Origin of the sequence: Sphingobacterium sp. ML3W, assembly GCF_029542085.1 — a bacterium.
GTDB lineage: Bacteria > Bacteroidota > Bacteroidia > Sphingobacteriales > Sphingobacteriaceae > Sphingobacterium.
Genome location: NZ_CP107036.1, coordinates 4,270,275 through 4,282,776, shown reverse-complemented (window position 1 = coordinate 4,282,776; position 12,502 = coordinate 4,270,275). Strand labels below are relative to the sequence as shown.

General features: G+C 39.5%; 11 protein-coding genes and 1 riboswitch. Of the genes, 7 read left to right on the top strand and 4 right to left on the bottom strand.

Annotated features, from left to right (window positions below):
* The first annotated feature begins 28 nt into the window (after positions 1–28).
* The 6 genes from OGI71_RS18185 (at position 29) to groL (ending at position 5,668) form a co-directional block, all read left to right on the top strand.
* A complete protein-coding gene (locus OGI71_RS18185) occupies positions 29–1,306 on the top strand; it encodes a sigma-54 dependent transcriptional regulator (RefSeq protein ID WP_282250847.1) in 1,278 nt (425 codons plus the stop codon).
* A 64-nt stretch (positions 1,307–1,370) separates the two neighbouring features.
* Positions 1,371–1,832, top strand: coding sequence for an LptE family protein (locus tag OGI71_RS18180; RefSeq protein WP_282250846.1), 462 nt, complete (start codon positions 1,371–1,373; stop codon positions 1,830–1,832).
* 12 nt (positions 1,833–1,844) lie between these two features.
* Positions 1,845–2,930, top strand: a complete 1,086-nt coding sequence (locus OGI71_RS18175; RefSeq protein ID WP_282250845.1) for a hypothetical protein — start codon at positions 1,845–1,847, stop codon at positions 2,928–2,930.
* Positions 2,931–2,942: 12 nt separating this feature from the next.
* On the top strand, positions 2,943–3,338 hold the full coding sequence (gene secG, locus OGI71_RS18170) for a preprotein translocase subunit SecG (RefSeq protein ID WP_282250844.1): 396 nt from the start codon (positions 2,943–2,945) through the stop codon (positions 3,336–3,338).
* Between the two features lie 301 nt (positions 3,339–3,639).
* Complete coding sequence (locus OGI71_RS18165) at positions 3,640–3,915, top strand: co-chaperone GroES (protein WP_088160030.1); 276 nt, start codon at positions 3,640–3,642, stop codon at positions 3,913–3,915.
* Positions 3,916–4,030: 115 nt separating this feature from the next.
* The gene (groL, locus tag OGI71_RS18160) at positions 4,031–5,668 is read left to right on the top strand and encodes a chaperonin GroEL (RefSeq protein WP_223584413.1); all 1,638 of its coding nucleotides are present in this window, start codon (positions 4,031–4,033) and stop codon (positions 5,666–5,668) included.
* A 67-nt stretch (positions 5,669–5,735) separates the two neighbouring features.
* Here the strand turns inward: groL and ggt are convergent, their stop codons facing one another.
* From ggt to OGI71_RS18140, 4 genes are all read right to left on the bottom strand, one after another.
* Positions 5,736–7,439, bottom strand: a complete 1,704-nt coding sequence (gene ggt / locus OGI71_RS18155) for a gamma-glutamyltransferase (RefSeq protein ID WP_282250838.1) — start codon at positions 7,437–7,439, stop codon at positions 5,736–5,738.
* Between the two features lie 67 nt (positions 7,440–7,506).
* A complete protein-coding gene (locus OGI71_RS18150) occupies positions 7,507–7,833 on the bottom strand; it encodes a nucleotide pyrophosphohydrolase (protein WP_108636271.1) in 327 nt (108 codons plus the stop codon).
* 18 nt (positions 7,834–7,851) lie between these two features.
* Positions 7,852–8,310: a D-aminoacyl-tRNA deacylase gene (gene dtd / locus OGI71_RS18145; RefSeq protein WP_282250830.1), complete on the bottom strand. Its 459-nt coding sequence runs from the start codon at positions 8,308–8,310 to the stop codon at positions 7,852–7,854.
* Positions 8,311–8,446: 136 nt separating this feature from the next.
* Positions 8,447–10,882, bottom strand: a complete 2,436-nt coding sequence (locus tag OGI71_RS18140) for a TonB-dependent receptor (protein WP_282250829.1) — start codon at positions 10,880–10,882, stop codon at positions 8,447–8,449.
* A gap of 54 nt (positions 10,883–10,936) precedes the next feature.
* Positions 10,937–11,062, bottom strand: a riboswitch (TPP riboswitch).
* A gap of 231 nt (positions 11,063–11,293) precedes the next feature.
* Here OGI71_RS18140 and OGI71_RS18135 point away from each other — a divergent pair.
* Positions 11,294–12,469: an amidohydrolase family protein gene (locus tag OGI71_RS18135; protein WP_282250828.1), complete on the top strand. Its 1,176-nt coding sequence runs from the start codon at positions 11,294–11,296 to the stop codon at positions 12,467–12,469.
* Positions 12,470–12,502 lie beyond the last annotated feature (33 nt).

Genomic DNA, 12,502 nt, shown 5'->3' with positions numbered 1-12,502 from the left:
ATATAAATTTATTTCCAATTGGAAATTTATGGATAACCAAGATATAAAAAATAGGTTTGGAATCATCGGTAATTCACCGTTGTTAAATCGGGCGATAGATATTGCCCGGCAGGTGGCTCCAACTGATATTTCTGTATTAATACAAGGTGAAAGCGGTAGTGGTAAAGAAGTTTTTTCGCATATTATCCATCAATTGAGTTCCCGTAAGCATGGCCCATTTATAGCGGTCAACTGTGGAGCAATACCAGAGGGAACAATAGACTCCGAATTATTTGGCCATGAGAAAGGTTCCTTTACCGGTGCGCATGAAGCACGTAAGGGTTATTTTGAAGTGGTTGATGGTGGAACAATTTTCCTGGACGAGGTCGGGGAGTTACCTTTAGGTACACAAGCTCGATTACTACGTGTTTTGGAATCTGGGGAGTATATTCGTGTGGGATCATCGAAGGTTCAAAAAACCAATGTGCGTGTGGTTGCTGCGACAAACGTCAATATGTTTGAAGCTGTTCAAAAAGGTAAATTTAGGGAGGATCTCTATTACCGCCTAAATACAGTTCCTCTGCGTGTGCCTTCACTCAGAGAACGTCCCGAAGACATCAATTTATTGTTTCGCAAGTTTATTGTCGATTTTTCGGAAAAGTATCGCTCCCCTGGTGTGCAGCTGACTGAAGATGCACAAAATATGCTGCGTAACTATAACTGGCCAGGGAATGTGCGTCAATTGAAAAATGTTGCCGAACAAATTGCTGTTTTAGAGAAAGAACGTGTTGTTGACGCGCATACACTGCAAAACTATTTGCCAAATGAGTCACGTACGAGTCTACCGGCCATAGTTTCATCCAATAATAACGCAAAGGAAGATTTCTCTGAAAGAGACCTCTTGTATAAGGTTCTGTTCGATATGAAGAAAGATATGGTCGATCTGAAAAAGCTCGTAGTCGAGCTGATCCAGAAAGGTGTGGATTCTTCTACATTCGATCAAAATTCTCCTTATATCAATCAGCTCTATCAGGAAATTGAACCACAGATAAAATCTGATACCGAAGGATACGGTATCGCGCCAACCTTGACGATACATTCGCCGAATAATAATACAGCAAATGTATTGAAGAATCCTGTTGCGCAGGACGATTATCTGCAAGATGCACAGGAGGTAGAAGAGTCTTTGTCTTTGGTAGACAAGGAATCGGATCTTATCAAAAAAGCCTTGAAAAAACATCGCGGTAAACGGAAAGCTGCTGCACAAGAATTGGGAATTTCCGAAAGAACTTTGTATCGGAAAATTAAAGACTTAAATTTAGACTAGGGTTTTGCACATGTTGTCAAGAAGAATTTTATACAGCTTTCTCACAACCGCTTTTCTATTCATCATGAATAGTTGTGGTGTGAAATATGGATTTACAGGAGGATCCATTCCAGAAGGGATGAAGACCGTCAATATTCAATATTTCGAAAATATCGCACCTTTGGTTTATCCGACTTTAAGCCAGAATTTTACAGAGGCACTAAAGGAACGTATTCGAAACCAATCCCGATTAAGTCAGGTCAACCAAGATGGTGATGCTACATTTGAGGGGTTCATTACAGACTATACGATCAGTCCAGCCGCCGTTGAAGCGGGAACGGACCGTGCTGCGATGAATAGAATGACCATTACAATTAAAGTTTCCTATCATAATAAGATAAACCCTAAAGACGATTTTGAGCAACCCTTTACGCGTTTCAAAGAGTTCGCAGGAAATCTTCAGAGTGCACAGGAGGAGACCCTGGGTAAGGAAATTATCCAAATGTTGACAGAGGATATTTATAATAAGGCATTTGCTAACTGGTAATCCTGCTCCAAGATGAATATTACTATGCCACTATCGAATAACGAGCTTTTCTTTCGAGCAATCAATCATCCGGAGTCTATTGATGAAGATGTAATTTTGGCTTTGATTGAAAAATATCCTTATGCGCAAAGTTTGCGATTTATATATGAACGTAAAGTTTTTGGTGAGAGCAAACCTGTTCAGAATCTATCGTCTGCATTGTTGTATGCTTCGTCTCCAAATTGGTTATACGAATTTATGCATAGCAGACCAGGGGTGGCAGTGAAAGAAATCCAATTGGAAGACATCGTTCTTGATGATGAAATTGAGGATGGCTTGTCGGAGGGTATTATTGTTGAGGAAGCGGTAGCGGTAGATATTGAAGTTGAGCAGGAGGAAACTGATGGTGAAGAGGTGGAGAAGACAGATGAATTGGACCGTTTGATTCAAGCAGGTGTAGCGCAGGATTATTTTCGTTCGCGTGATGCAAAACAACAGACCACGATTGTTGAGTCAACTGAAACTGTTGAGCCAGCTCATTCTGAAATTTCTGTTCAGCCATCGGAGGATACACAGGAGCGTGTCACAGTTTATGATGATGATACAATGCCCTATAGCTTTTTATGGTGGTTGCATAAAACGCGACTTGAGTATGCTGAAACATACCAACCTTATGTAAATTCACCGTTGGGCCCAATGACACCATCAAATGATGATATTGCGAAGATCCATGAAAAATTGGATAGCCAGCTATTGGATCAACAAATTCGGGAAAACATTTTCCATTTGCAATCACCAGAGGCAAAACTCAGTGATGAAGTGAAAACAACAATCTCTTTCCAGATTCCGCGCAAAACGGATGAGGTGATCGAGAAATTTATCCGCGAAGAGCCTATTATCCAGCCATTGCAGGCTGAAAAGTTGGATTTGGAGAATAAAGCGAGAAAAAGCTCAGAAGATCAGCATTCACTGGTGACAGAGACCCTTGCAAAAATATATACCGAACAGGGTTTATATCCTAAAGCAATAGAGGTTTACGAAAAATTAGTTTTGAAATATCCAGAAAAAAATGCTTACTTTGCGGCACGCATAACAGAATTAGAAAAGAAATTAAATTAATTACATAAAGAGATGCAAGGATTATTAATTGGTCTTATCATATTAGCTAGTATTATTTTAGCATTTTTGGTTTTAATCCAAAATCCAAAAGGTGGTGGTTTATCATCTGGTTTTTCCGGAGGAACAAACCTAATGGGTGTAAAACGTACAGGTGACTTTTTGGAAAAAGGTACATGGATCATGGTTATTGCTATTATGATTTTTAGTTTGGGTGTTAACATTATGGGATCATCACCAAGTACATCTAAAGGTGGTTTGGGTGGTCAAATTGAAGCCCCAGCACAACAACCAGGACCTTTGAACTTGGGTACGCCAGCACAGAAACCTGCAGGTGCTCCAGCGCAATCAGAACAAAAAACTCCGGCGACAACGCCAGCAGCTAAGCCAACTGAAGAAGCTAAGAAATAGTTGCAAACAAAGAAATTTAAAAGGCCTCGTCTACAATTTAGACGAGGCCTTTTTTTGTTATACGCGGTTTGTCAGTCTGTCTATTGAAGTATGATCGGAATGGCAAACAAGTATTTGTAAGGTTGTCAGACAAACAGTGACAGTGTGACAGCAAAATGTGCTTTTATTTGTGAACATGTTAAGTTTTCGGTGAAAAATTGTCTTATACATCCTCTTATTTACAATTGGCATAAAAGATGATGTATCTATAACGATTATAACATAAAAATAAATTCAATAACAGATAAAAAGTAAATTAATTATGGCATTAAGTATCCAACCTATCGGAGATAGAGTAGTAGTAGAAGCTGCTCCAGCAGAAGAAAAAACAGCTTCAGGGTTATACATTCCCGATACAGCAAAAGAAAAACCATCTCAAGGTACAGTAGTTGCTGTAGGTACTGGTAAAGTTGACGAGCCGTTAACTGTAAAAGTAGGTGACAAAGTATTATATGGTAAATATGCAGGTACTGAAATTACTTACGAAGGAAAAGAGTACTTAATTATGCGTGAGTCTGATATTTACGCTGTTATCTAAGGGATTAAAAGTCTAAATTACAAAGTTAAAATTTAAAAAATTGAGGCAGTTCGTAGCTGCAGACTTGTAATACTAGAGTCTCACTACTAATATCTCAATACTCAATACTAAAAAAATGGCAAAACAAGTAAAATATAACGTTGAGGCTCGTGAGGCCCTTAAAAAAGGTGTAGACACTTTAGCTAATGCTGTTAAAGTAACATTGGGTCCAAAAGGACGTAACGTAATTATTGAGAAGAAATTCGGTGCACCAGTAATTACTAAAGATGGTGTTTCAGTTGCGAAAGAAATCGAATTGAAAGATGCTTTGGAAAATATGGGTGCTCAAATGGTAAAAGAAGTTGCTTCTAAAACTGCTGATCAAGCGGGTGATGGTACAACTACGGCTACTGTATTGGCACAAGCAATCGTTGCTCCAGGTATCAAATCTGTAGCTGCAGGTGCTAATCCAATGGATTTAAAACGTGGTATTGACAAAGCTGTGGCAGCTGTTGTTGCTAACTTGAAATCTCAATCTCAAGTAGTTGGTCAAGACAACAACAAAATTAAACAAGTAGCGGCGATCTCTGCGAATAACGACGAGATCATCGGTTCTTTGATTGCACAGGCAATGGAAAAAGTTGGTAACGATGGTGTTATCACTGTTGAAGAAGCAAAAGGTACTGAAACAGAAGTAAAAACTGTAGAAGGTATGCAATTTGACCGTGGATATTTATCTCCATACTTTGTTACGAACTCTGATAAAATGGAAGCGGAATTAGATAACCCTTACATTTTGATCTACGACAAGAAAATTAGCAACATGAAAGAGTTGTTGCCTATCTTGGAAAAACAAGTTCAAACTGGTAAACCATTGTTGATTATTGCTGAAGATTTAGATGGTGAAGCTCTTGCAACATTAGTTGTCAATAAAATCCGTGGTTCATTGAAAGTAGCAGCGGTAAAAGCTCCAGGTTTTGGTGACCGTCGTAAAGCGATGTTGGAAGATATCGCTATCTTAACTGGTGGTACTGTAATCTCTGAAGAAAGAGGTTTCAAATTGGAGAATGCTGAGTTATCTTATTTAGGTCAAGCTGAAAAAGTTCAAGTTGACAAAGATAATACAACAATTATCAATGGTGGTGGTAACGTAGATGACATCAAAGCTCGCGTTGCTCAAATCCGTTCACAAATCGAAACAACAACTTCTGACTACGATCGCGAGAAATTGCAAGAGCGTTTGGCAAAATTGTCAGGTGGTGTTGCTGTATTGTACGTAGGTGCTACTACTGAGGTAGAGATGAAAGAGAAAAAAGACCGTGTTGATGATGCTTTACATGCAACTCGTGCTGCAGTTGAAGAAGGTATCGTTGCTGGTGGTGGTGTTGCATTTATCCGTGCTACTGAAGCTTTGGTAAACCTTAAAGGTGAAAACGAAGATGAGCAAATCGGTATTGATATTATCAAACGTGCTATCGAAGAGCCTTTGCGTCAAATCTGTAATAACGCAGGTATTGAGGGTGCAGTGATCGTTCAGAAAGTAAAAGAAGGTACTGCTGACTTTGGTTATAACGCACGTACTGACCGTTACGAGAACTTAATCGCGGCAGGTGTAATTGACCCTACTAAAGTATCTCGTATTGCTTTGGAAAATGCTGCTTCAGTTGCTTCAATGTTGTTGACAACAGAGTGTGTATTGGCTGACGAGGCTGAAGAAAACCCTGTAGGTGCCGGTGCTCCTCCAATGGGTGGTGGTATGGGTGGAATGATGTAAGATCATCCAAACTATCTGATATACAAAAGGCTATCTGGAATTCCAGATGAGCCTTTTTATTTGATGTTTAATATCCTTTTGCTGTATCATCTCCACGAGGATCGGCGCCGGTCTGCAATTTGCCGTTTGGAAGGATAAGAATATTTTCTACACGCCCTATTATTCCTCTAGGATTTATCACATAGCCGTCTTTTGTCAATTTATCTCGTAGTATTGTGTCAATTGCACCTTGCTCGACATCAATGCGATCAGGTAACCACTGGTGATGGAATCGGGGCGAACTGACAGCGGATTGTGCATTTTGTCCAAAGTCAATCACATTTAATATGGTTTGGAAAACGGAGGTAATAATAGTTGATCCGCCGGGTGTCCCCACCACCATAAATAGTTTACCATCCTTTTCTAGAATAGTAGGTGTCATAGAACTCAACATTCTCTTCCCAGGCTGAATTTCATTTGCTTTTTCTCCTGTCAGGCCATACATATTAGGTACACCAGTCTTTATTGAGAAATCGTCCATTTCATTGTTTAATAAAAACCCTGCACCATCTACGATAACACCAGATCCATAGGAATCATTGAGTGTGGTGGTGATAGAAACAGCATTTCCCTGCTCATCAACAATATTGAAATGAGTTGTTTGCTCACTTTCGTAACCCGGAATGATATCTGCATTGACGTTTTTACTCAATGTGGCCTGATGAAAATTAAACGGATTCAGTTTAGTGGCATTTGTCGTGGAATCTATCAGTTGTTGTACAGGGACATTGATAAAATCAGGATCCCCTAAATACTTTGCTCTATTTGCATACACATAGCGTTCTGCTTCAACGATGACACGTATGGTGGAGTCCCTCTGGAATCCCCAGCGCTGAAGTGGGAATTGCTCAACCGACTTTAATAAAGCCAGTAGGGAGGTTCCGCCGCTCGATGGTGGAGGCATAGAAACAACCTTGTGTCCTCTATAGCTCGATGCAATCGGGGCACGCCAGGCTGCCTTATAACTCGTTAGATCCTGATGGGTAATGATCCCTTTACCTTTATTCATTTCGGCAATGAGCAGATCGGCCGTTTTTCCTTTATAGAAGCCGTCGCGTCCTTCGTTAGCGATTCTTTCGATGGTATTTGCAAGATCTTCTTGTACAAACAGGTCACCGGTTTTCCAGGCTGTATTTTTGATAATTGCGGCACCAGTGGGATTCAGCTTGACAAACCGCTCTTTATGATCTTCAAACTCGCGGGCTTGCCTTTCACTGATCTTAAAACCTTTCCGTGCAAGTTCGATTGCGGGTAAGAGTAATTCTTTCCAGGTTAGCTTCCCATATTTCTGATGGGCGTCCCACATGCCGGCGACAGAACCAGGAACACCCGATGCGAGCGCACTGTATAGGCTTAAATCGGGGATAACATTCTTTTGCGCATCCAGATACATATCCCGATGAGCCTGTTTAGGAGCGGTCTCTCTAAAGTCCAGTGCATCGTACTGCCCCTTATTGTTGCGATATAGCATAAAACCACCGCCACCGATATTTCCTGCATTTGGATATACTACAGCGAGGGCAAACTGCACCGCGACGGCAGCATCAATGGCATTTCCTCCCTTTTTTAGCACCGTGACGCCAACTTCCGAGGCTATGGGATGTGCCGTTACTACAGCTGCTTTGTTGAATGTCTCGGGGCTAGTTTTATGGGCGTCAAGCTGCCTGTGGGTATTGGAACATGAAGCGAATAGCAAACTTCCTATTAGCGAATAAATAAATAGTTTATTCATAATATCTGCTCTATAATTATGCGTAAGATTAATATTAAACCTTGTACACCTCTGAAACACAAAGGTGCTATTTTAATTTTTCATTGTTTTTATGACGGTCTGCATCCCGAATAGATTTCTTTTGCAGGTTCTTTTCCAGTGCATCGGTCAGGTCTATACCCGTTTGATTTGCAAGACACATTAAGACAAACAATACATCGGCCATCTCATCAGCCAGATTAACCTCTTTATCTGATTTTTTGAAAGACTGTTCGCCGTATTGTCTCGCCATGATCCGGGCAACTTCGCCAACTTCTTCCATAAGCATGGCTGTATTTGTCAGCTCATTGAAATAGCGTATCCCCGTTGTATTGATCCATTTATCAATTACTTCCTGTGCTTCTTTGATTGTCATTTTTTCGGATTAAGTAGTTTAAAAATTGTCCTTATCTTTTGTATCCATTATTATGGTAACGGGACCATCATTCAATAAATTGATTTTCATGTCAGCTCCAAATATACCAAGCTGAACAGGCTGATCGATCAGTTGAGAAAGCAATTTGGCCATTTCTTCATACAGCGGTTTGGCGGTATCAGGTTTGGCCGCCCGAATAAATGATGGCCTATTTCCTTTTTTTGTCTGAGCGAATAGGGTGAACTGAGAAATCAGTAAGATATTACCGCCGATATCCAGTATAGATTTATTCATTAGTCCCTGCTCATCTTCAAAAATCCGTAGGTTAACAAATTTTTGTCCCAACCATTTTAAGTCTTCAATTGTATCGGCTTCTTCTATTCCCAATAGGATCACTAAACCTTTTTGAATCTGCCCGGTGATCTGTTCGTCTATTGTACAGGAAGCATGTTTTACCCGTTGTATTACTGCACGCATAATGAAAAGTATAAAACCAAAGTTAAAAATTCCGATCGTCAAACACGATCCAATCTAGCATTTATTGGTACCAAAATAAAAAGTCTCCTTCTCTATTGAAGAGAAGGAGACTTTTATATAGCTGGGATACTAATTGTTAAAATTTGATATTTAAGCCCAACATAAAGTTTGTAGGTGCCTGTGGAAAGTAGAAATTGTAATATTTCCTGGTATCGCCTTCCATCCAACCAAAGGTATAACCGTTTGTTTCATACTTTTCATTCAGGATGTTGTTTACCTGTAAACTTAGGTTAATGTCTTTTATGCCTAAAGCTGTAAAATTATAATTCGCTAGTAGATTATTAACAAAGTATGAAGAGATGCTTCTTTCTTTCGCTGAGGAATTATCGAGATATTGTCGTCCTACATACTTTGACAGCAATGAAAATGTGAGCGGTTCAATAGGGCTGTAGGAGAAGTTACTGGATAAAATCGTATTTGGCGATAGGGCAATATCAGTCTTTGGATAGGAGATTCTGAGGTCACCCATGACTTCTTCAAAATTCTTGATCTTATTCTGGCTGAAGGTAGCTGTAGCCTTCCAGTTCAATTGCTTATTGATGTTCCAGGCTCCGTCAAATTCCAGTCCGATGCGATAACTGTTTTTCACATTTTGTCGGATAGGAGCTCCGGTATCACTGATTTCACCTGTCGGAATCAATTGATCCTTATAAAACATACCGTATCCATTCAATCCAATATTGAATTTTGTATTGGTGAATCTATATCCAATTTCAATGTCCTGCATTTTTTCTGGCGTTGGATCCGGAAGTTTGCTGTTTTTCTCTATGAAATCTTTCCGGACGGGTTCCTTTTGTGCGAAGGCATAGGAAGCATAGATATTTGCATGATCATTTAATAGATAGGTTGCTCCAGCCTTTGGATTTAGGAAATTGAATTTTGGGTGGTAATTATAGTTTTTGACCTTATCATCATCGCCATACATGCGATAGTCTACATTTCGGTATTGCACGTCGGCCATTAGAATCCATTTATCCAATTTGTAATCTACCTTTAAGAAATTGCTGAAGTCGTTTTTCTGCGATTTTCCAAAGTAATATTTGTCATCAATAAATCCCGTTGAGGCATACTGTGCCCAGATTACTTCACCATAATGTTTTCCCTTGTATTGATTGTATGCACCACCCCAAATAATTTCAAGTTGCTCATTGGGTTTGTAATTAAGAGCGTAGGTCATACCATAAAAGTAATTATCAAGCCATCTTCTGCGGACTAGATCTGTTTTTTTTATGGTGTCCTGGCCAATGATGACATCTGGTAAACCATATTTACTTAATTTATCGGCTGGTCTCATCTCCTCATAGTAACCATAGCCTCTTGTATAATGTAGCGCGGTATTTAGCGTGAGCTTGTCGCTGAGGATATTGGTGTAATGAAGTTGGTGATGCTTCTGTGTATAATTGTCCGTTTGGTTTTTGTAGGTATATAGATTATAGTTCCTTCCTGCATTCATAAAACGGTCCTTTTCTGTTCCAGCTATTTCTAACCCATAATCTGCATAATCGTCCATACGGGATCTGTCCCCCGTGATCAAGGGTTCTGGTACCCCGTTCCAAGCCTGGTATGTTTTTTCTTTTCCCCAGAATACGATTCCTTTTAAAATGTGTTTCTTACCGTAGTAGCCGCCATCGATATAAAAAGATTGTAGGTCTGAGGCGCCTCTTTCGATATAGCCATTGCTGCTAATCCTTGATAACCGGGCATTGAAAGCAAACTTGTCGTTGATCAATCCTGTACCTAGCTTCACTGTATTTTTCCAAGTGTTGTAAGATCCAAATGAATTGTTAAGTTCGGTATAGGATTTTTCGGCTAAAGTATTTGATTGAATATTTAACGAAGCGCCGAAGGAACCAGCGCCATTTGTCGAGGTTCCAATCCCCCGTTGCACTTGAATGCTTTCAGTAGATGATGCGAAATCAGGAAGATTGACAAAGAATGAGCCCATACTTTCAGCATCATTTAGTGGAATTCCATTAAGAGTTACATTGATGCGCTGGTTGTCAGATCCCCGAATGGTCATGTTTGTATATCCTATGCCGGCTCCTGCATCGGAGTTGACCTGGACAGAAGGCGTTTGATTCAATAGATAGGGGATGTCCTGCCCCAGGTTATTTCGTGAAATCTCTTCTTTTGAGATATTCTTGAATGTCGTTGGGGCATTCTTTTTGGCTCTGGTAGATACAACGAGTACTTCTTCTGTACGAATTGTTTTCGGATCAAGTTGGACAGTCAATTCCATATCACGCTCAATGTTCAGGTTTTGGATCCAGGTTTGATATCCTATAAAAGAAACTTGAACGGAATGCTTCCCTTTCTGAATATTATACAATTTGATCAGACCATCTTTGTCCGATTTGGTTGTAAAAGAAGCCTGTCCATCCAGGGATACAGATGCATTTTGTAGCGGCCTTTGTGTGTTCCTGTCTACGGTCTTAATCGTCAAATTGTGCTGAGCAACAGCAATTTGGATAGAAACAGTAGCTAAAGCGCTACAAATCAAAAATTTGATCATGTTGATGTATTTTGTTTAAGTTAAACAAATCATAGAAAGGGGTCACTATGATCGTTCTATTTAACTAACCTCTCCCTCCGCCAGCATTACCTGGATCAGGTGCACAGAACTTAATCTGTTGGGTATAATCTCAGCCCTTATTTGTGTTTCTGACAAAACAAGGCACCCCTATTCGATGATGCGAATATATACATTAAAATCGGAATGATATAACGTGATCTGTTTTTTGACAAAAGTGTAGTGTAGTTAAAAATTTGTTAAAATTTCCTTATGGTTTAAAGTTTTACGTTTAGGCTTGTTTTTGGTATTTATTGTTCTTTTTAGGTACCTTGGCATAGAGTTTTCTACTGTTAGTATGTATTCATATCGGTCAAAAATTTTTAATTACTAATTTGAGAGTGAGGAGATAAAATGTTAAAATATTTAAGCGCAAATTATATTCTACCGATCACTTCAATGCCAATAAAAGATGGTATTGTGGCGGTAGATGAAGAGGGGGTAATTCAGGGTATTTACGACCCCGCATCGTTTACTTTGAATGATAAGGTCAAGATCGAAAGGTATGATGGCGTTATTATTCCAGGTTTTATCAACGCCCATTGCCATATTGAATTGTCACATATGAAAGGTGTAGTACCTAAAGGTACCGGTCTACCGAACTTCTTAAGTCAGGTGATGACTTCACGCAGTGCTTCGATGAAGAAAATGGATGATGCAATGGCAAAGGCGGATAAAGAGATGTATGAAAATGGTATTGTAGCGGTGGGCGACCATGCGAATACAGATAACTCTTCTACATTGAAGGAGGAATCGCAAATACTTTATCATACGTTTGTGGAAGTCATTGGCGTTGAACCTGAAGAAGCTGATTTTAAATTAAAAGAAGCGAAATCGTTGACGCAAGAATTCAGAAATGGCCATGTGTCGATTACGCCACATGCACCCTATTCCTGTTCAAAAGCTCTTTTTAAAAAATTCAAAAAAGCTGTCTCTGAGACGAACATCATTAGTATTCATAATCAGGAGAGTGACGAAGAGAATAAATTGTTTAGATACAAAACGGGTGAATTTCTAGACTTCTATAAGAGCATCGGAAAAAATGCAGATTCTATTAAAGCACAAGCCCGGAATTCGATCCAGTCTTACTTACCTTATTTGCCTTATCCGAATAAGTTGTTGTTAGTTCATAACACTTATACTTCATTAAAAGATTTGGATTTTGTGGAGCGTATGGATCGGGATGTCGTGTGGTGTTTGTGTCCGAAAGCAAATTTATATATCGAAGGTGCTTTACCTAAGATTCATAATTTTATAAATGCTGGACAACCATTAGTTATCGGAACGGATAGTTTGGCATCGAACGATACGCTTTCGGTATTGGAAGAGTTGAAAGCATTGCATGAACATTTCGAGGATTTGGATTTCTTGCAAACCATTCAATGGGCTACAATCAACGGAGCTGTTGCGCTGAATATCCAAGATAAATATGGATCTCTGGAAGTAGGTAAAAAGCCGGGAATTGTTTTGCTCCAAGGTATGGAACACATGCGCTTGACAGATAAAGTTAAAATCAAACGTTTAGCATAGTATTTAATTCCACAAAAACTTCTGTACTTTTGC

Excerpts from the sequence above, each read along its gene's own strand:
- OGI71_RS18185 (WP_282250847.1), top strand. The coding sequence starts at position 29 with ATGGATAACCAAGATATAAAAAATAGGTTTGGAATCATCGGTAATTCA.
- OGI71_RS18180 (WP_282250846.1), top strand. The coding sequence starts at position 1,371 with ATGAATAGTTGTGGTGTGAAATATGGATTTACAGGAGGATCCATTCCA.
- OGI71_RS18175 (WP_282250845.1), top strand. The coding sequence starts at position 1,845 with ATGAATATTACTATGCCACTATCGAATAACGAGCTTTTCTTTCGAGCA.
- secG (WP_282250844.1), top strand. The coding sequence starts at position 2,943 with ATGCAAGGATTATTAATTGGTCTTATCATATTAGCTAGTATTATTTTA.
- OGI71_RS18165 (WP_088160030.1), top strand. The coding sequence starts at position 3,640 with ATGGCATTAAGTATCCAACCTATCGGAGATAGAGTAGTAGTAGAAGCT.
- groL (WP_223584413.1), top strand. The coding sequence starts at position 4,031 with ATGGCAAAACAAGTAAAATATAACGTTGAGGCTCGTGAGGCCCTTAAA.
- ggt (WP_282250838.1), bottom strand. The coding sequence starts at position 7,439 with ATGAATAAACTATTTATTTATTCGCTAATAGGAAGTTTGCTATTCGCT.
- OGI71_RS18150 (WP_108636271.1), bottom strand. The coding sequence starts at position 7,833 with ATGACAATCAAAGAAGCACAGGAAGTAATTGATAAATGGATCAATACA.
- dtd (WP_282250830.1), bottom strand. The coding sequence starts at position 8,310 with ATGCGTGCAGTAATACAACGGGTAAAACATGCTTCCTGTACAATAGAC.
- OGI71_RS18140 (WP_282250829.1), bottom strand. The coding sequence starts at position 10,882 with ATGATCAAATTTTTGATTTGTAGCGCTTTAGCTACTGTTTCTATCCAA.
- OGI71_RS18135 (WP_282250828.1), top strand. The coding sequence starts at position 11,294 with ATGTTAAAATATTTAAGCGCAAATTATATTCTACCGATCACTTCAATG.